19 protein-coding genes are annotated in these 18,705 nt (G+C 68.4%); 7 read left to right on the forward strand and 12 right to left on the reverse strand.

Translation table 11 applies throughout. The annotated features are described in order from the left end of the window. Nucleotides 1-191: 191 nt before the first annotated feature. Nucleotides 192-662 (forward strand): hotdog fold domain-containing protein, encoded by a 471-nt coding sequence (locus DMB80_RS02950; RefSeq protein WP_205538495.1) that lies wholly within the window; start codon nt 192-194, stop codon nt 660-662. 1 nt (nt 663) lies between these two features. Here the strand turns inward: DMB80_RS02950 and DMB80_RS02955 are convergent, their stop codons facing one another. Beyond that, on the reverse strand, nt 664-2,256 hold the full coding sequence (locus tag DMB80_RS02955) for a carboxylesterase/lipase family protein (protein WP_420812111.1): 1,593 nt from the start codon (nt 2,254-2,256) through the stop codon (nt 664-666). A 14-nt stretch (nt 2,257-2,270) separates the two neighbouring features. On the opposite strand from DMB80_RS02955, the gene DMB80_RS02960 reads away from it, so the two are divergent. From DMB80_RS02960 to DMB80_RS02965, 3 genes are all read left to right on the forward strand, one after another. Next, the gene (locus DMB80_RS02960; RefSeq protein WP_240430975.1) at nt 2,271-3,248 is read left to right on the forward strand and encodes a dihydrolipoyl dehydrogenase family protein; all 978 of its coding nucleotides are present in this window, start codon (nt 2,271-2,273) and stop codon (nt 3,246-3,248) included. 30 nt (nt 3,249-3,278) lie between these two features. After that, nucleotides 3,279-3,689 carry a hypothetical protein gene (locus DMB80_RS28480; RefSeq protein ID WP_240430976.1) on the forward strand — a complete coding sequence of 137 codons (411 nt, stop codon included), beginning with the start codon at nt 3,279-3,281 and terminating at the stop codon, nt 3,687-3,689. A 73-nt stretch (nt 3,690-3,762) separates the two neighbouring features. Then, nucleotides 3,763-5,016 carry a cytochrome P450 gene (locus tag DMB80_RS02965; RefSeq protein ID WP_111508474.1) on the forward strand — a complete coding sequence of 418 codons (1,254 nt, stop codon included), beginning with the start codon at nt 3,763-3,765 and terminating at the stop codon, nt 5,014-5,016. Here the strand turns inward: DMB80_RS02965 and DMB80_RS02970 are convergent. Further along, entirely contained in the window at nt 4,982-5,599 is a 618-nt protein-coding gene (locus DMB80_RS02970; protein WP_111508475.1) for a TetR/AcrR family transcriptional regulator, read from the reverse strand. The genes DMB80_RS02965 and DMB80_RS02970 overlap by 35 nt on opposite strands. A gap of 99 nt (nt 5,600-5,698) precedes the next feature. On the opposite strand from DMB80_RS02970, the gene DMB80_RS02975 reads away from it, so the two are divergent. Next, nucleotides 5,699-7,255 carry an MFS transporter gene (locus tag DMB80_RS02975; protein ID WP_111508476.1) on the forward strand — a complete coding sequence of 519 codons (1,557 nt, stop codon included), beginning with the start codon at nt 5,699-5,701 and terminating at the stop codon, nt 7,253-7,255. Here DMB80_RS02975 and mftG read toward each other — a convergent pair. From mftG to mftA, 7 genes are all read right to left on the reverse strand, one after another. Continuing rightward, nucleotides 7,245-8,669 carry a mycofactocin dehydrogenase MftG gene (gene mftG, locus DMB80_RS02980; RefSeq protein WP_111508546.1) on the reverse strand — a complete coding sequence of 475 codons (1,425 nt, stop codon included), beginning with the start codon at nt 8,667-8,669 and terminating at the stop codon, nt 7,245-7,247. The two genes, DMB80_RS02975 and mftG, sit on opposite strands and share 11 nt — an antisense overlap. An 8-nt stretch (nt 8,670-8,677) precedes the next feature. Next, nucleotides 8,678-10,093: a mycofactocin biosynthesis glycosyltransferase MftF gene (gene mftF / locus DMB80_RS02985; RefSeq protein ID WP_073682529.1), complete on the reverse strand. Its 1,416-nt coding sequence runs from the start codon at nt 10,091-10,093 to the stop codon at nt 8,678-8,680. Next, nucleotides 10,090-10,821 carry a mycofactocin biosynthesis peptidyl-dipeptidase MftE gene (gene mftE, locus DMB80_RS02990; RefSeq protein ID WP_111508477.1) on the reverse strand — a complete coding sequence of 244 codons (732 nt, stop codon included), beginning with the start codon at nt 10,819-10,821 and terminating at the stop codon, nt 10,090-10,092. The genes mftF and mftE overlap by 4 nt, the downstream gene beginning before the upstream one ends. Before the next feature lie 79 nt (nt 10,822-10,900). Further along, complete coding sequence (mftD, locus tag DMB80_RS02995; RefSeq protein WP_111508478.1) at nt 10,901-12,076, reverse strand: pre-mycofactocin synthase MftD; 1,176 nt, start codon at nt 12,074-12,076, stop codon at nt 10,901-10,903. 6 nt (nt 12,077-12,082) lie between these two features. Continuing rightward, nucleotides 12,083-13,270 (reverse strand): mycofactocin radical SAM maturase, encoded by a 1,188-nt coding sequence (gene mftC, locus DMB80_RS03000; protein ID WP_111508479.1) that lies wholly within the window; start codon nt 13,268-13,270, stop codon nt 12,083-12,085. Then, nucleotides 13,267-13,551: a mycofactocin biosynthesis chaperone MftB gene (gene mftB / locus DMB80_RS03005; protein ID WP_111508480.1), complete on the reverse strand. Its 285-nt coding sequence runs from the start codon at nt 13,549-13,551 to the stop codon at nt 13,267-13,269. The genes mftC and mftB overlap by 4 nt, the downstream gene beginning before the upstream one ends. A gap of 2 nt (nt 13,552-13,553) precedes the next feature. Next, nucleotides 13,554-13,646 (reverse strand): mycofactocin precursor MftA, encoded by a 93-nt coding sequence (gene mftA, locus DMB80_RS03010; RefSeq protein WP_073682527.1) that lies wholly within the window; start codon nt 13,644-13,646, stop codon nt 13,554-13,556. Nucleotides 13,647-13,736: 90 nt separating this feature from the next. On the opposite strand from mftA, the gene mftR reads away from it, so the two are divergent. Then, a complete protein-coding gene (gene mftR, locus DMB80_RS03015) occupies nt 13,737-14,342 on the forward strand; it encodes a mycofactocin system transcriptional regulator (RefSeq protein WP_111508481.1) in 606 nt (201 codons plus the stop codon). On the opposite strand, the gene DMB80_RS28485 is transcribed toward mftR, so the two are convergent. Further along, nucleotides 14,327-16,171: an HNH endonuclease signature motif containing protein gene (locus DMB80_RS28485; RefSeq protein WP_240430977.1), complete on the reverse strand. Its 1,845-nt coding sequence runs from the start codon at nt 16,169-16,171 to the stop codon at nt 14,327-14,329. The two genes, mftR and DMB80_RS28485, sit on opposite strands and share 16 nt — an antisense overlap. Before the next feature lie 138 nt (nt 16,172-16,309). On the opposite strand from DMB80_RS28485, the gene DMB80_RS03030 reads away from it, so the two are divergent. After that, complete coding sequence (locus tag DMB80_RS03030; protein ID WP_111508482.1) at nt 16,310-16,975, forward strand: hypothetical protein; 666 nt, start codon at nt 16,310-16,312, stop codon at nt 16,973-16,975. A gap of 4 nt (nt 16,976-16,979) precedes the next feature. On the opposite strand, the gene DMB80_RS03035 is transcribed toward DMB80_RS03030, so the two are convergent. Both DMB80_RS03035 and DMB80_RS03040 read right to left on the reverse strand, forming a co-directional pair. Beyond that, nucleotides 16,980-18,173, reverse strand: a complete 1,194-nt coding sequence (locus DMB80_RS03035; protein ID WP_111508483.1) for an NAD(P)/FAD-dependent oxidoreductase — start codon at nt 18,171-18,173, stop codon at nt 16,980-16,982. Between the two features lie 43 nt (nt 18,174-18,216). Continuing rightward, nucleotides 18,217-18,666 carry an Rv2324 family transcriptional regulator gene (locus DMB80_RS03040; RefSeq protein WP_046361142.1) on the reverse strand — a complete coding sequence of 150 codons (450 nt, stop codon included), beginning with the start codon at nt 18,664-18,666 and terminating at the stop codon, nt 18,217-18,219. Nucleotides 18,667-18,705: the final 39 nt, after the last annotated feature.

Below are 18,705 nucleotides of genomic sequence, written 5' to 3' on the forward strand. Positions count from 1 at the left end.
TTCACCGGCCCCCGCGGTCGGGTGTGTCGCCCGTACACGGATGGGGGACCGGACGCGCCCCGCGAGGGGCGCCAGTCGCATGCCAGGGCCAGGCGAACCCGGCTCAAGGCAACCCGAACAGTATGCCTCAGATCGGCGCGTGCTCCAAATCCCTGGTCAGACCGAACTTACCCGAGAGTAAGGTCGCGGTCGTGACGAGTTCTCCGACCTATCGCGCATGGCAGCAGCTCGACCGGGTGCCCGGCGGATCCCGGCTGTTCTCGCTGGCCGCCATGGCCCGAGTGCCCTACTTCGCCTCCATCCTCCCCCACGTCCGACGGATGGAGCCGGGCGTGGCCGAGGTGTCGGTGCCCAAGTGGTTCTTCCTCCACAACCACCTGGGAACGGTGCACGCGATCGCGTCGTGCAACGCGGCAGAGGCCGCGATGGGGATGTTGATGGAGGCGACGGTGCCGACGACGCACCGATGGATCCCGAAGTCGATGACCGTCGCCTATCTGCAGAAGGCGACGACGTCACTGCGCGCGACGGCGCGACTGGATCCGCTGGATTTCACCCAGATCACCGAGGGTGTCGAGCTCGTGATCCCGGTGAGCGTCGTCGACGACGACGGCGTCGAGGTGGTGCACGCCGACATCACCTGCTGGGTCACTCCCGCCTGAGCTAGGAGATGCCGTCCCAGAAGTCGCACTGGTGGGTGGCACGGAACGTGTCGGTCATGCGGCTGCCGTCGGGTTGCAGCGACATCACCCGGTTGCCGTCACCGAACGCGTCCCACCGCGGCTGACCGTCGGTGTCGGGCGACGCCTTCTTCACGAACGAGGCCCAGTAGTCGATCATCTGGTCGGCCAGCTTCTGCTGTGCGGGATCGAGCGGCAGCGCGGGCCCCACGTCGAAGAGATATCGCAGTTCCAGAGAGTGGCTCGCGCCAACGGGGAACGGCAGGGTCTTCAGCGGTTCGGGGGCAGGGGCGGCGCGGTCGTTGAACTCGTAGAAGTAGACCGGGTCGTCGCGGATCGCGCGCGCCAACCGGTCACCGAGACACGAGAAGACGCCGTCGGTGACGGCCGCGGAGTACGCGAGCGGAACGTCCGGGTAGGCCGACAACGGATAGCGCTCCTCGACGGCGCGGGCGTTGCGCCCGAACGCGCCGGTCAGCAGCCGCGGGTAATCCTGCGGCCCGTAGCGCACCCCGTCACGGAGGTACTGCATGCCGACGAACAGGGTGAACTCGTCGCGGGTGGTGCCGATCAGCACCGGAACCCGCTGCGCGTCGGGACCGCCGATCGCCCGCACGGGGTCCACCGGCAGTGCGGCCGAACCGGTGACCGGGCCACTGAGCTGGTCGTCCCCTATGCCGTAGAGCCACACCGGCTCACGCAGCGCGTCGGCGGGCAGCGACCTCAGGCATTGCGCGGCCGCGGCGGGGGCGGCGCACCCGCGATCGGCCGCGTAGGCGAGCGACCGGTCCTGCCCGGCCGGCAGCACCGCCTGCGCCTGGCACGGCCCGCTCTGGATGATGGCCGCGGAGAACAGGCCCCGCGAGCCGGGTGCGACGAGGTGATCGCAGACCGACATTCCGCCTGCGGACTCCCCCGCGATCGTCACGCGGTCGGGGTCACCGCCGAACGCGGCGATGTTGTCGCGGACCCATCGCAGCGCCGCTTGTTGATCGGCGAGGCCGTAGTTGCCGACCTGACCGGGCGGGCCCAACGCGGGGTGGGCCAGGAAGCCCAGGGCGCCGAGCCGGTAGTTGAGGGTGACGACGATGATGTCGCCGCGGGCGGCCAGCCGGTGTGCGTCGTAGATGCGGCCGCTGCCGTTGACGAATGCCCCGCCGTGAATCCACACCATCACCGGTCGCGGCTGTGACGCCGGCGCGGGCGGCGTCCAGACGTTGAGGCTCAGGCAGTCCTCGTCGGTTTGGCGGCCGAGCTCGAGGTCCCCGCCCAGGCTCTGCATGCAGCGCGGACCGAACGTCGTGGCGTTGCGGATGCCCGGCCACGGGGCCGGGGGTTGCGGATCGGCGAACCGCAGCGGCCCGACGGGCGGGGCGGCGTACGGGATGTCGGCGACCAGCCGGTGGTCCGGGGCGACGACGCCGCGCAGGGTGCCTGACGCGATCTGCACCACGGCCGGGTCGGCGGGTGGAGGGGGCGCGGCCTCGCTCTGTCCGTCACTGCGGACGCAGCCGGCCAGCAGCACCACCACCGACAGAAGGGCTGTGATGCCGGCGAGCAGCCGCGTCCATCGCACAGCCGCGAGCCTAGATGGCGACGATGATGGACAACTCGACGAGAGGACCCGACATGGCGATACGGCGGTTGGAGGCCGACCTGGTGACGATCGGCTTCGGCAAGGGGGCCAAGACGCTCGCGGCCGCACTCGGGGCCCGGGGTCGACGCGTCGTGATGATCGAACGGTCAGCCCAGATGTACGGCGGCACCTGCATCAACATCGGCTGCGTGCCCACCAAGTCGCTGGTGTTCCAGGCCGAGCACCTTCAGCAGACGGGGGCGGGCGACCCGCCCGATCCGGGGATCTACACCCACGCGGTGCGCGTGACGGCCGAACTGACCGCCGATCTGCGCGCCAAGAACTTCGCGATGCTGGACAGCCTGCCGACCGTCGACGTGCTCACCGGCTCCGCCTCGTTCGTCGACGCCCACACCGTGTCCATACAGACCTCCGACGGGGAGGTCATCGTGACCGGTGAGCACATCGTCATCGGCACCGGATCGGAACCCGTCGTGCCCGACATCCCCGGACTGAGCGGCAACGAGCGCGTCGTGACGAGCACGGACCTGCTCGTGACCGAGGATCTCCCCCGGCGGCTCGTGGTCCTCGGCGGCGGATACGTCGGCCTGGAGTTCGCGGCGATGTACGCCAGGTACGGCGCGGAAGTGACTGTCCTGGAACGACATTCGGCCATCCTGGGCCAGGAGGACGACGATGTCGTAGCCACGGCCGCCGACCTGCTGGCAGACGCCGGGGTGAAGATCGTCACCTCGGCGGCCGTGACGGCAGTCGACGGTGCGACCGTGCACTACGAGGTGGACGGGGTCTCGGCCCGTGCCGACGGTGACCGGATTCTCGTCGCACTCGGCCGCCGCCCGGTCACCACCGAACTCGGGCTGGACCGGGCCGGGGTCGACACCCGCGCCGACGGGTCCGTCGTCGTCGACGAACACCTGCGCACGAACCAGACCCACATCTTCGCCGTCGGCGACGTCAACGGCGGGCCTTAGTTCACCTACGTCTCACTCGACGACTACCGCGTGGTCCTCGACCAACTCGACGGGACGGGTCGGCGTAGCACCGCCGATCGGGTGGCGGTGCCCTACGTGTTGTTCATGACTCCGCCGCTCGCGCGTGTCGGACTGACCGAGCGCGCGGCCCGCGCCGACGGCCACCGCGTGAAGGTCGCTGCGCTGCCGGTGGCGGAGATGGCCACCGTGCCGCGCGCACGGATCGTCGGACAGCCCGAGGGCATGATGAAGGTCGTCGTCGACGCGGACACCGACCAGCTCCTGGGCGCCGCACTGCTCAGCCACGATTCGCACGAGGTCATCAACGTCGTCGCGCTCGCCATCCGCCACCGCATCACGGCGAGCCAACTGCGCGATGAGATCTACACGCACCCCTCGATGACCGAGGCGTTCAACCAGCTTCTCGGCGCGCTCACCTGATGTGCCGTGGTGAGTGGCGCCCGTCACATAGAATGCTGAATTGACAGGCGTCAAGCACCCCGAGGAGATGCGAATGAGCGACCCACGCACGATGGACGACGCAGCGAAAGTCCTGGCCGACCCGACGGCGTACGCCGACGACGCCCGGTTGCATGCGGCACTCGCTCATCTGCGCGCCAACGAGCCCGTGGCCTGGGTCGACAACCATCCCTACCGCCCGTTCTGGGCGATCACCAAGCACGCCGACATCATGGCCATCGAGCGCGCGAACGATCTGTGGCTCTCCGAGCCCCGCCCGCTGCTGGCCACCGCTGCCGCCGACGACTACATGGCCCAGCAGATGGAAGCCGGCATGGGTCTGCGCACGCTGATCCACATGGATGATCCGCACCATCGCAAGGTGCGCTCCATCGGCGCCGACTGGTTCCGCCCCAAGGCGATGCGCGATCTGAAGATCCGCGTCGACGAGTTGGCCAAGCGCTATGTCGACCGGATGCGCGACATCGGTCCCGAATGCGATTTCGTCACCGACATCGCGGTGCAATTCCCGCTGTACGTGATCATGTCCCTGCTCGGGTTACCCGAGGAGGACTACGGCCGCATGCACGCGCTGACCCAGGAGATGTTCGGCGGCGACGACGACGAGTACAAGCGCGGCGTCAGCCCCGAAGAGCAGATGGCGGTTCTGCTCGATTTCTTCACCTACTTCTCGACGCTGACCGCCTCGCGTCGGGAGACCCCGACCGACGACCTCGCCTCGGCGATCGCCAACGGCCGCATCGACGGCGAGCCCCTCTCCGACATCGACACCGCGTCCTACTACGTGATCGTCGCCAGCGCCGGCCACGACACCACCAAGGACGCGATCTCCGGCGGACTGCTCGCGCTGATCGAGAACCCGGGCGAGCTGGATCGGCTACGGAAGAACATGGATCTGATGCCGACGGCGGTCGAGGAGATGATCCGCTGGACCACGCCGGTCAAGGAGTTCATGCGGACCGCCGCCGAGGACACCACGGTGCGCGGGGTGCCGATCGCCCAGGGCGAATCGGTCTATCTGGCCTACGTCTCGGGCAACCGGGACGAGGAGATCTTCGACGAACCGTTCCGGTTCGACATCGCCCGCGACCCCAACCGGCACGTGTCCTTCGGCTACGGCGTGCACTTCTGTCTGGGCGCCGCCCTGGCCCGCATGGAGATGAACAGCCTGTTCACCGAGCTGGTCCCCCGGCTCGAGTCGATCGAACTCACCGGGGAGCCCGAGCTCGCCGCGACCACGTTCGTCGGCGGCCTCAAGCACCTGCCGATCCGCTACTCCGTGCGCTGACCGCGAGAAAGCCGTCGACTGCCGCGACAGCCGTTGCGCGGTAGTCGAATTCGGCGAGTGTGCTGATCCGGCCGAAGACCAGCGGACCGATCAGCAGCGCGAATGCGGTGGTCCGGTCGACGCGCCCGAGACGCTGCACGGCGTCGGGGCTGTCGAAGATCGCATCGAACGGCGCCGAGTACTGCTCGGCGATGCGCTCCCGCAACGAGCCCACCGCGCCGCCGGCGGTGGGCACCTCGGTGATGTCGGGCCCCAGCGACAGCCACGCCATGGCCGTCAGCAGCGTCGGCGCCTCCGCGATCGCATCGGCCCACTCCCCGACGACGGCGATCAGCCGCTCCCGCAGCGAGCCCTCGGCCGGCGGCATGGGCGGCGTCGGGATCAGGGTCATGAACGCCGCTGCGACAAGATCATTCGAGCTCGGGAAGTGCCGGTACAGGGTGGCGCGCGCGACGTTGGCATGCCGGGTGACCGCGTCGATCGTCACTGCGCTCGGGCCTCCCGAGCGCAGCAGGGCCGTCGCGGCCTCCATCAATCGCGCGCGCGAGCGGGCCGGCCTCGGGTCACCACCGCCGGCCGTCATGGCATGTCCTTCCGCTTCGATGGGTATGGGGGATGGATACAGAGACTATCGGTCTTCCACCGAGACTGTTAGTCTCGAAATCCCGGCGAGAGAGAATCCATGACAGATACGAGCACGCCGCCCGACCAGGATATCGACGCCGGGATCGCCGCCCTGTCTTCGTGGGGACGACGCTGGCTGCTCACCGTGACCAGCCTGGCCCTGCTGCTCGTGATGGGCTCGATGGTCGCCCTCAACGCCGCCCTGCCCGACATCGCCGTCGAGACTGCGGCCAATCAGGCGCAGCTGACATGGATCGTCGACAGCTACACCCTGGCGCTGGCCTGCCTGCTTCTGCCCGCCGGAGCCCTCGGCGATCGCTACGGCAGGCGCGGCGCGCTGCTGCTGGGCGTGGTGATCTTCGGACTCGCCTCGGCTGCACCGACAGTCTTCGACACCCCCGTTGCGCTGATCGCTGCGCGGGCCGCCGCCGGCGTCGGCGCGGCCTTCGTCATGCCCGCGACACTGTCGCTCCTGACGGCCGCGTTCCCGAAATCGGAACGAACCAAGGCTGTCGGGATCTGGGCCGGAGTGGCCGGATCCGGTGCTGTCGTGGGCTTTCTGGGCACCGGCCTTCTGCTGCGGCACTTCTCGTGGCAGTCCGTGTTCGTCGCACTCACCATCGCCGCAGCGGCGACTTTCGTTCTCGCGCTGACCATCGGCAGCTCCCGCGATCAGACGGCGACCCCGATCGACTGGGTGGGCGCCGCGCTGATCGGCGGTGCACTCGCGGTGTTCGTCGTGGCGGTGGTCGAGGCTCCGATACGGGGCTGGACCGACCCGCTGGTGCTCGGCGGGTTCGCCCTGGGAATCGTGCTGGCCGTCGCCTTCGCTGTCGTCCAGCTGCGCCGTCGCCACCCTCTTCTCGACGTCCGATTGTTCGCCAGGCCCGATTTCGCGACCGGCGCCTTCGGTATCACGTTCATGTTCCTCGCCATGTTCGGCTTCTTCTACCTCGCCATGCAGTTCCTGCAACTGGTGATGGGCTACTCCCCGCTGTCCACCGCATTCGCGCTGTCGCCACTGGTGGCGCCCGTCCTGGTGCTGAGTGCGACAGCGCATCTGTACCTGCCGAAGTTGGGCCTGCGGTGGACGGTCACGATCGGCCTGCTGCTGATCGCGGTCGGGTTGCTCTGCATGCGGTTGGCCGGTGCCGATGCGGTCTATCTCGACGTGATGTGGCCCATGCTGGTGATCGCCTCCGGCGTCGGCCTGTGTACCGCCCCCACGACGACGGCGATCATGAATGCCGTTCCCGACGACAAGCAGGGCGTGGCGTCGGCAGTCAACGACGCGACTCGCGAGGTCGGCGCCGCCGTGGGCATCGCCGTTGCCGGATCGATTCTGGCCGCCTCCTACCGCAACGCACTCGCCCCGCAGCTGTCGGCATTCCCGCCACAGGTCCGCGACACCGCCACCGACTCGCTGGCCTACGCGCTCACCCTGTCGGATCGCCTGGGCCCGCAGGGCGCCGCGCTGCGGGAGGCGGCACGCTCGGCGTTCGTGCAGGCCTCTGACCACGCACTGCTGGCACTCGCCGGGGTCATCGTCTTCGCCGCCGTTGTCGTCGCGGCGTGGGCGCCGGGTCGCGACGGCAGGCAGTTGTTCAGGAGATGAACTCGGCCGCGCGGTGCGCGGCCATCACGATCGTCGCGTGGGGTCCGCGGCTGGGGATGGCGGGCAGGATGGAACCGTCGACCACCCAGAGTCCGTCGACGCCGAGGACGCGGCACCGACTGTCGAGCACCGCGGCGGGATCTCCGTCGCGGCCCATTTTGGCGGTACCGCACAGATGCTGCGACGTGGCCCACGACGGCTCGGATTGCACTGTGCCACCGGCGATCTCGGTGGCAAGATCAGCACCCCGGCGCAGCAGCTCGACATCGGCGGGCGCGGTGTCGTACCTCTGCTCGATGCGCGGATCGACGAACGGGTCCGCCGACATCAGCGTCACGCGGCCCCGCGAAGCCGGCCTCATGAGGGTCACTCCCAGGTGGGGGTGGTCGGTCGGGTCGTCACGCCCATCGCTGGTCATTGCACCGAAACCCGCTGTGTAGGGCCGGATCTCGATACCGTCCTCGGTGGTCAGCACCGCCTCCAGCGGTGGTACGCCATGGGTGGCGGACCAACTGACGGGGAGCACCCACTCCGGGTGGTCGACCGTGTCGACGCCCACCGGGAGGTCGGCCACGACCCGCACCCCGACCGCACTCAGCGGGGCCGCGGGTCCGATGCCGGAGAGCATCAGCAGGTGCGCCGATCCGAGCGCGCCGGCGCTGACCACCACCCGGTCCGCATCGAGCACCGCCGGACCGTCCGGCCCGATGCACTCGGCACCGATCGCGCGAGGTCCGTCGAAGCGCAGGCGCAGCACCCGGGTGTCGGTGAGCACCGTCAGGTTGGGCCGGCCCATCGCCGGTTCGAGAAATGCGCCGCCGGGCCCGACCCGGGTGCCCCGGTCGATGTTCAGCGGCACGGCGCCCACGCCGGGTGGCACCGGCGCCTGCGGGCTCGATCCGTTCAGATCCTCCACCCAGGCGTATCCCGCGTCCTGCGCGGACCGGACGAACGACGCTGTGCACCCGTCGAACTCAGCGACCCGGCGAACGGTGATCGGGCCGCGGTCACCGTGCAGACCGCCGGGGAAATCGAGATCTCGCTCGATCGCGGTGAAATGCGGGAGTGCGTCGCGCCAACTCCAACCCGGCAGCGCCCAGCCGTCGAGGTCGGCCGGCAACGCCCGGCAGAAGTAACCGCCGTTGACAGCGCCGGATCCCCCCACGACGGCACCGCGCATGATCTGCGCCAGGCGGCGCGGCTCCTCGGTGAGCACCGCCGTGTACCGCCGCACCACCCCGCTCGCCTCGCCGAGCGGCAGGCGCAGCGCATCGGTGATCTGCCGCCGCACCCGGGGATCGGTCGGCGCCGGACCGGTCTCGACCACGGTGACCGTGGTGCGTTCGTCGGCCGAGAGCCGTTCCGCCAGTACGGAACCGGCGCTGCCTGCCCCGATGATCAGAACGTCGGCCAACGCGGACGTCAGGTTCTGATCTGCGGCTTGAGCGCGCCGGCGTGGCGCTCCCGGATCACCCCGGTCCACAGGCCGAGGCCATAGGCGATGTCGTCGAGTCGCTTGAGCAACAGGAAGGTCAGAATGCCGACCCGCTTGACGTCGTCGTCGGTGCCACTGTGTCCGCGGGTGGCCCAGTCGAAGACGCCGTCGAGGACCGCGGCCACCACGACCACCTGGCGGCAGCGCCGCGAGCACACCGCGGCCAGCATGGCCACCGGCCAGTAGTGCCGGCAGATCGCAGAGGCCAGCTGCAGCGCCGCCGACCACAGACCGTGAGCCGCCACGACGGCCACCTCCATGGGTTCGGTGCGAACACTGGCCAGCGACCTGGCGATTCGCCGGCCCGTGAACACGGCCACCGCCACCGACCCCAGGTACCCGAGCCGCGATCCCAGAGCGATCAGGAGCCAGACCACCAGGGTCCACCCCGAGATCACCAGCGGCGCCGTCTTACCCGGATGGCGAATCGACAGCGGTGCCGCCGACCCGCCGTAGAAAGACTTGCGCGCGAACCACTTTCGTAGTTCCACCCGGTGGTCGTGGGCCACCAGCGCGATCGGCTCGTAGCGCAGCCGGGCGCCGGCCTCGTTGAGCCGCCAGCACAGGTCGACGTCCTCACCGGAGGTCAACGTCTCGTCGAAGCCGCCGACGTCGAGCAGCGCGCTGCGCCGGCAGATGATCGCGGCGCTGGGCACGTAGGACACCGTGCCGAACGGCACCACCGGCGCCTCGCGCAAGCCGAGGTCCAGCGATGACCGGACGGCCTCGTACCGCGCGACGGCGCTGTCGGATGGTTGCAGCGCGACGATGCGCGGTGCGGCCAGCGCGACCGCGGGATCGCAGAAATGCCCGAGCAGTGCTTCGAGCCAGCCGCGTCGCGGCACGACATCGGAATCCAGGAAGGCCACGAAGTCGGTGTCACATGCCATCAGGCCGGCGTTGCGGGCCGCGGCGGGCCCGCGGTTGCGGTCCAGCCGCAGCAGTCGGACGTCACAGTGGGCGTCCCGGAAGTCGTTCTCGTGCAGAGGAACTGCCGATCCGTCGTCGACCACGACGACTTTCAGACCGCGCAGTGCGCTGAGAAGGCGCAGAAGTCCGGACGGGTTGTCCCGCACCGGGATCACGACGGTGACATCGCGGTGAGACGGACCGCTCAGCGGGCGCGGATGAGCGACCGTGGCGTCGAGCAGGGTGCGCGCCAGCTGAGCACTGACCGCGTCGTGCACCTCGAGCCGGCCACCGTTGAGCATGGTCTGTGCGGCAGGCGCCAGCCGCAACAAGCGAGTCGGCGAGCCACCCAGGAGCGCCGCGCCCTCCCCCAGCACGCGCACGCGCCGATCGACTTGGACAGCGAAACCGTCGGGCAATCGCTGTCCCGTCACCTCAACATCCCCTCGCCGTCAGGTGCCCAGCGAGTGATCCGGTCAACCCCGGCGTCGACCATTCCAGCAAAGATCCTGCCCCCTTCTTCCGCCGTCGCCGTCGTCGGATCACCCAAGATACCCAGCGAACTGACGGCGGCCACCCCCCCTTGGCGCATCTGCGGCATCAACTCTGCCAGCGATGCCCGGTTTCCCGGTACCCGCAGATCCTCTCGCACTAAACCAGGTGAAATATGTAGCAATACAGATGTTTCCGTGTGGCCGGCGTGCGCGTCGCCGCCGGGCGTCACACACGCGCACCACGCGACGTCGCGGCCCTCGTAACGCAGCAGTGCGACGGCTTCCCGGAGTGCGGTGACGTTGCCCCCGTGACCGTTGACGAACACGACACGCGGAGTCCACCGACACGCCGATCGGGCGAACTCGACGAGAAGTTTTGTCAGAGCCGGTGTGCCAATGGAGACCGTTCCGGCGAATCCCTCGTGCTCACCGCTGGCGCCGTAGGCGATCGCGGGAGCAACCAGCCATGGTCCGGGTAACCGGTTGACGAGCGCGTCAGCCACGGCGGCCGCAATGCGGGTATCGGTGTCGAGCGGCAGATGAGGGCCGTGCTGCTCGGTGGATCCGACGGGGACGACGAGCGCGGACGCGGACTCCTGCAGTTGTCTCGACGTCGAGTTCCCGAGCTCGTGGGGTGAAGCCACGCGAGCATGGTAGGCCGAATTCACCTGCCGTGCGCCAGTTGTTGGCGCATGCGTGGCAAGAGATTTCCGCGATCGATCAGGGCATCACCTCGCGCCCCGTCCGTCACACCCCCAGTGTGCGAGTGAAACCCTCGGGAATCAGTACGTCGTCGCGGGTCAGGTCGTGGATCGACGACTTCCCCAGGCCCATCAACGCGGAGTCGATGCCGCCGCGCATGATGTCGAGGACGTTCTCCACACCGGCCTGCCCGTTGGCCGCCAGACCCCACAGATAGGCCCGCCCGATCATGACGGCCCGAGCCCCCAGAGCAACGGCCTTGACGACGTCGCTACCCCGCCGGATCCCGCCGTCCAGCAAAACCTCGACCTGGTCACCGACAGCGTCGGCGATCGCGGGGAGGCAGCGGATCGCGGCGGGCGTGCCGTCGAGGTTGTTGCCGCCGTGGTTGGACACCGTGAGAGCCGAAACGCCCGCATCGACAGCACGTTTGGCGTCGTCGACGCGCACGGTGCCCTTGAGCAGGAAGGGCCCGCCCCACTGTTCGCGCAGCCAGGCGACGTCCTCCCAGGTGGGGGGCGGGGTGCCCATCCACTGTCCGTAGGCCTCGAAGAACGTCGGGCCGGTCTCGCCGCGGCGGCCCTGGTTGGGAACGCGCAGGTCAGGGGGCCGCAGATGCTTGGCGAAGCTGTAGAACCAACGCGGCTTGGTCATGACCTCCGGAGACATCCGGATCATGGTCTTCAGGTCCATCCGCTCCGGGATCTTGGGGCTGCCCCAGTCCCGGCCGTGGGCGAAACTCCAGTCAGTGGTCAAGATGAGGCCCTTGGCGCCGGCGGCGCGGGCCCGCTCCATGCGGGCGAGGATCTCGTCGCGGCTGCCGAGCCAGTAGATCTGGAAGAAGATCTTGTCGTTGACCGCCGTCACCTCTTCCATGGGCTTGCTCGCGAAAGACGACAGACCCATGGCGGTGCCCCGGGCAGCGGCGGCGCGTGCGACGGCCACCTCACCGTCGGGATCGATCGCCTGCACCCCGGTCGGCGAGATGATCACCGGCAGCGAAATGTCCTGTCCCATCACGGTTGTCGCCATGTCGCGCTTCTCGGTGGCGCCGATGACGTGCGGCGCGAAGCCGAGTTCGGAGAAGGATTCGACGTTGGCGCCGACCGTCACCCCCTTCTCACTGGCGGAGATCAGCGACGAGTAAGCCGATTTCGGCAGACGCTTCTTGGCCCGCTGCTGGGCGATGGCGACAGTTTCGAACCAGGTATCACGAGCCATGATGAGCTAGACCGGACTTTCGTTGCAGAACTTCTTCGGAGGGGCGCTCAGCAGGGTGAGCGGAATGGGGCCCTTGGGGGTGCGGCCGCCGCTGCGGGAGTGGTCGACGCTGGACTTCGGCTTGGTCCGATCCGCGGCGAGGGCGGGTTCGCCGTAGCCCTGCACGCATTCGGGGTCGGGGCCGTCCAGAGGAAGACCGGTGAAGAACTTCGCGGCCATGCAGCCGCCGCGGCAGGCGTCGTAGTGCCCGCAGCTGCCACACGCGCCGGCCGACTGCGGCTCCCGGAGCTCACGGAAGAGCTCGGAGTTCTGCCACACACTCTGGAAACCGTTGCCGGTCAGGATGTTTCCGGCCAGGAACTGGTCGTGGATGGCGAACGGGCAGGCGTAGACGTCGCCGACCGGATCGATCAGGCAGACCACGCGGCCGGCACCGCAGAGGTTCAGCCCGGCAAGCGCGCCGGGCTCGCCGAGCCCGGACAGGTGGAAGAACGAATCGCCGGTGAGCACGCGTTCGCCGTGAGCGACCAGCCAGTCGTAGAGCTGGACCTGCTGCGCGGCGGTGGGGTGCAGCTCGTCCCAGACGTCGGCCCCGCGGCCCGACGGACGCAGCCGGGTGATGCGCAGCGTGGCGCCGTAGGAGTCGGCCAGAGCTTTGAACTCGTCGAGCTGGTCGACGTTGTGACGGGTCACGACGACGGAGATCTTGGCGTCGGTGAAGCCTGCCGCACGCAGGTTCTCCAGCGCGCGGGTAGCCATGGCGAAGCTGCCTGGGCCGCGGACCGCGTCGTTGACCTCGGCGGTCGCGCCGTCCAGCGAGATCTGCACGTCGACGTAGTCGCTGGCAGCCAGCTTCGCGGCCACCTCTTCGGTGATGCGCACGCCGTTGGTGGAAAACTTGACCCCGACATGGTGGGCGGTGGCGTAGTCGACGAGCTCCCAGAAATCCGACCGCACCGTCGGCTCACCGCCACCGATGTTGACGTAGAAGACCTGCATGCGCTCGAGCTCGTCGATGATGTCCTTGCACTGCTGGGTGGTCAGCTCGCGGGGATCGCGCTTGCCCGACGAGGACAGGCAGTGCACGCAGGACAGGTTGCAGGCGTAGGTGAGTTCCCACGTCAGGCAGATCGGGGCGTCGAGGCCACGTTCGAACTGGTCGACGAGCCGGGGCACGGGTGCGGTGACGGTCATCGGTCTTCTCCTGCGATGAGCATGTTCGACGAGACCAGCACACCCATGGCGTGCAGGTACGGCGTCAGTTGGTTGTCTTCGAGTCCTGCTGCGCGACAAGCGGATCGAACGTCGGGGTGATCAGACAGCGAGTTGATCACCTCGACGATCGTCCGGTTCTTCAGGAACGACAGCTTGCGGGTCCCGAAGTGGTAGAGCAGCGCGCCGAACGGCTCGGGCCGGACGGCCACCTGCGGATGCAGCCGCCAGCGCTGGTCCGGATCGAAAGTCGGCGCGGTCATGATCAGTAGACCCCGCACATCCCGTCGATGGAGACCTCTTCGACCAGGCTCTCGGTGACCAGTTCGTCGTTCTCGGTGTGCTGACTCGGCTCCATGGCGCTGCCTTTCTGTTCGGTGGGGCTCGACTTTTGTGACGCAGATCGCAACAATAAGGCACCGGGTGCCGAAATGGAAGAGGGGTGCCGATGCCAACCGAGAAGGCACGTGTCGGCCGTCGCCGGTCGACCAGCTGGGAGCACATCAGTGCGGTCGCGATCGACCTGTTCACCGAGCGTGGTTTCGACGACGTCAGCGTCGACGACGTCGCGACGGCCGCGGGGATCGCCCGCCGGACCCTGTTCCGGTACTACCCGTCGAAGAACGCCCTGCCGTGGGGTGACTTCGACGCTCACCTCGGTCTGATGCAGGGACTGCTGGCCGCCACCGATCCCGCCGCCCCGATTCACGAGGCGCTGCGCGAGGCACTCCTGGCGTTCAACGACTTCGACGATGCGGACCGACATCGGCAACGAATGCGGTTGATTCTGGAAACCGAAGCGCTGCAGGCGTATTCGATGACGATGTATGCGGGCTGGCGGGCGGTGGTCGCCTCGTATGTCGCGCGGCGCCTGCAGGTGTCCCCGACTGACCTCGTCCCGCAGACGGTGGCCTGGACGATGCTGGCAGTGGCGCTGACGGCTTACGAACAGTGGCTCGCCGACGAGTCGGTGTCACTTGCCGCCGCGCTGGGCGGCGCCTTCGACCTGTTGGCCGGCGGTCTCGCGGGCCTGGACGCTCAGAACGGGGGCTGACCCTCGCTGCCGTACCGCGGAGTCGCCATTGCTGCACGAATCTTGCGGTTCTGCGCGCGTTCGGCTTTCACGCGTGCGGCAACCTCGGCGCTGCGTGGGCGGCGCCGGGTGGGCATCTTGGCGGTTCGCGCCGCATCGTCCGGCGGCACGGGCGGAGGCGGTGGAAGCTCGGCCGTTGCCGCCGGGAACTGCGGGAAGAACAGCGTGCTGCCGGGATTGGTCGTGTGAGTGCGACCGCCGGGCGCGGTGAACGTCACTGCACCGTCGGCTGTTTGTACCTCGGTCCAGCCGTCGGGGCCGAAGCAGAACGTCTTCATGAGGTGATGCGTTCGGCACTTGCAATTTAGGTTCGACGGGTGCGTCGGCCCGTACGGCCACGGCACACAATGATCGATGTCGCACCGATCGGCGGGCACGTCGCAGCCGGGGAAGCGGCAGAACATGTCGCGGAGTCGGATGAACTGAGCGAGCCGGGCAGAGGGACGATAGTTCGGTTCAGGATCTGGCCCAGGTATCCACAGCGGCCGTACCTTCGCGCCGCCGCTGATGGCGTCGGCCAGCGCAACAGCCGGCATGACCTTCAGTCCGGGCAGCAGCGCCACTCCGGTGTCGCTCAAAGAGCGAGGCGCACAATCTGTTTCGCTTTCGCGAGCATGGTCTACCGACTCGTCGAACTCCGCGGCGGCCGGTTTTCCGGAGGCCTGCTCCTCTGAGGCGGGCTTTGTCGCGGCGTCGACCGTCGCATCGAGACCAACGTCTACCGACTCGTCGAACTCTGCGGCGCCGGATTTCCTGGGAGCCTGCTCCGTTGAGGCGGGCTTTGTCGCGGCGTCGACCGTCGCATCGAGACCAACGTCTACCGACTCGTCGAACTCTGCGGCGCCGGATTTCCCGGAGGCCTGCTCCGTTAAGGCGGGCTTTGTCGCGGCGTCGACCGTCGCATCGAGACCAACGTCTGACTGCTCCCCGGCGGCCTGCTGCGGTGACGCCGAGTGCTGCGGCGAGTCCTCCTTGGTCGCGGCGTCGACCGCCGCCTGATCAGCGATCACGTGAACCACTACATGCGATGCCGGCGCGGGTGCGTCAGCCTTCGGGCACGCCGGCGACCCGCAGCGGCAGGGCAGATGCTGTCGGCCGTTGAGCAGCGCGCCCGCGGCATCGGAACGGCGCTCCCCCACGCTGCGCGGATCGTTCTCGCAGACGCCGTTGATCATCGCGATGATGCGCCGCTCGGCCGCAATACCATCGGCAGCCATCAAACGGCCCCACGCCGACATGGTCTCCGCGCCGTCCTCGTGCGCCCCGACCTTGAAGTCACGCTCCTGCACAACATCTTTGGCCAACCGCACCGCGTCGGGGTCATAGCGTTCGATCAGAGCGTTGACGGCCCCGGTCAGCTTCTCCTCCGACAAGGCCCCCCACGACACCGCGCGCTCGGCGAGCGCCGCATCGATCTCGGCCAGCACCCGGTCGTCGTCGACCAGGTGCGTCCGCCACGTCAGTTCGCTGATCACGCGGATACTGATCCGCCCCTGGCAGAACAGCTCCGCGACCCGGGGCAGGCGGTCCCGCAACGCCATCGCGATGCGCATCTGGCTCGATGCGCGCCGCTGCCCGATGGTGAGAGCAGCGCCGATCCGCGCCGCGGTCAGAGCCCACAGATCGAACGTCCAGCGCGCGCGGTCGTCGTCGTCACCGACACTGCGGCGCGTCAATTCGGCGATGGCGGCCAACCGCCGCGCGCACGCCTGGCCCTCCTCGACCGCCGCCTGTTCGATCGCGCCCACCAGCGCCTCATCGGCGACATCGGCGAACATGTGTTCGAACATGACTCGAGTATGGCCCCTCACGCCGACGACCGAGCACGCCGAGAGCGCCCAGGACCGCCGCCTGTGGATGAATCTCGATGTGGGGATAACTCCGGCAAAACTGAGGCCCACCGAACAATCATGTGCTATTCCAAAACCATGGTGACGCGACTGCACCATGGGCGTCGAACGTGGCTGGTCACTCTCGCGCTGCTCGCCGTCGTCCCGGTGCTCTACTGCTCGATGTTCCTGCCCCGCGACGTGAACACCTGGCTCATTCGCGAGGAGCGCCCCATCGAACTCCTCGGCGTGGTCGGGCTTCTCGCCTGTTGCGTGGCCTGCGTGGCGCTGTGGCGCGCCACCCGCGGCGACCCGCAATGGCCGCGGCTGCGACGGGTGGCACTGCTCGGATTCGCGGCACTGCTGTTCTTCGGCGCCGGCGAAGAAGAGAGCTGGGGTCAACGCCTGCTCGGTATCGAGACGCCGAGCTCATACAAACAGATCAACGAGCAGGGCGAGACCAACCTGCACAACCTCTCGCTGTTCGACCACATCAACTCCGAGACTCTGTTCTCGCTGCTGTGGTTCACCCTCGGCGTGCTCGTGCCGGTACTGGCTCTGCTACCCGGACCCCGGCGGGTCTGCGAGCGCATCCTGCCGATCCTGCCGGTGCCCCTGGCGTGTGTCTTCGTCACCAATCAGGTGGTCTTCTGGGGGTTCGACGCTCTGTTCGCCCACAACCCCACGTGGTACGACTCGGAGTATCCCGCGGTCTACACCCTGGTCGAGATCAAGGAGACCGTCGCCGAGCTCGCCCTGGGATGAGGATTCAGCCTTCTCGCACTGCACTATCGCCGAGCAGATCGCTGATCGGTGCGCCCGCAGCGATCTTCGCCCGCACCTTCATGACCTTTCCGGGCATGCCGCCGCCGACGACGCCCACGACGACACCGTCGCGCTCGTAGTAGGCCAGGAACTTGCGGCCATCGTCCTCGACCACGTGCACGACATCGGTGGCCTCGGGCTCACCCAGGGCCTGGATCTTCACGTCGTACTGGTCGCTCCAGAAGTACGGGACGGAGACCGCGGCGGGCGCGTCCTCACCCAGCAGTGCGGGTACCAGAGCCCGCGCCTGATCGGCGACATTGCTCCAATGCTCGACTCGCACTTGACCTTTGGTCTCATCACGCCAGGACGCGACGTCTCCGATGGCCCAGACGTGCGGCGCACTGGCGCGGCCGACGTGATCGCACACCACGCCGTTGTCCACCGTGATGCCGCTGCCCTCGAGCCAGTCGGTGGCCGGATGGGAGCCGATGCCCACGACCACGAGGTCGGCGTCGATCTGCTGACCGTCCGACAGGGTCACCGAGCGCACCCGGGCATCCCCGGCCACGGAATCGACCCCGACGCCGCACCGCACGTCCACGCCCTCGGCCTTGTGCAACCGCGTCACCAGGGCGCCGATCTGCTCGCCCAGCACCGACGCCAGCGGGGCCGGTTGAGGTTCGACGAGTACCACGTCGACACCCAGCTTGCGCAGGCTCGCCGCGACCTCACAGCCGATGAAGCCCGCACCGATGACCACCGCGCGACGCGCGTCCGCCGCCTCACGCCGCAACGCGAGGCTCTCGTCGACATTGCGCAGCACATGGATGCCGGCCAGGTCAGGGAACGACCGAATCCGCCTGGGCACCAGACCCGTCGCGATCACCAGCTCGTCGTAGCCGAGCTGTGAACCGTCGGCCAGCGTCACCGTCTGCGCCGCAGTGTCCACCGAGCGTGCACCGTTGCGGAGAACGAGCGTGATGTCCTTCTCCGCGTAGAAGTCGGCAGGCTTCAGCGTCGTCTCGTCGAGCTCGGCCCGCAGCACCTCCTTGGACAGAGGCGGCCGGTCGTAGGGCAGGTGCTCCTCGTCGCTGACGATGGTCACCGGCCCCGCATACTCCGCCCGGCGCAGCTGCTCAGCCGTGCGAGCGGCAGCCAGACCGCCTCCGACGATCACGACACCAGAAGTGCTCATCAGGGTTTTCTACCGCATCATCGACAGCAGGTGAGCGCCACCCTCAGCTCAGGGCCCGCTCGATGATGTTCGACAGGACGACGATGCTCTCGCTGCGTTCGATGTCGGCACTGGACCGGATGCGCTCGAGCGCCTCTTCGAGATGACGCATGTCGCGGGCCAGAACGTGCAGCATGGCGTCGGCCGTGCCCGTGACCGTGGCCGCACTGACCACCTCGGGGATGTCCTGCCACGCGGCGCGCAGCTGGTCCGGCGCGATCGTGCCGTGGCAGAACACCTGCACGTAGGCCTCGGTCGTCCAGCCGAGCGCGGTGCGATCGACGACGGTGGTGAAGGTGCGGATCACCCCGCTGTCCAGCATGCGGTCGACACGTCGTTTGACCGCGGGCGCCGAGAGGTTCACACGCTGACCGATCTCGGCGAACGTCGCACGGGCATTGTCGGCCAGCTCCGCGAGGATCTGTTCGTCGGTCTCGTCCAACCGCTCAGCCACCGATTCACCTCCTCACGCAACAAAACGCCGCCGATACGA

Origin of the sequence: Mycobacterium kyogaense (assembly GCF_003254575.1) — a bacterium.
GTDB lineage: Bacteria > Actinomycetota > Actinomycetes > Mycobacteriales > Mycobacteriaceae > Mycobacterium > Mycobacterium kyogaense.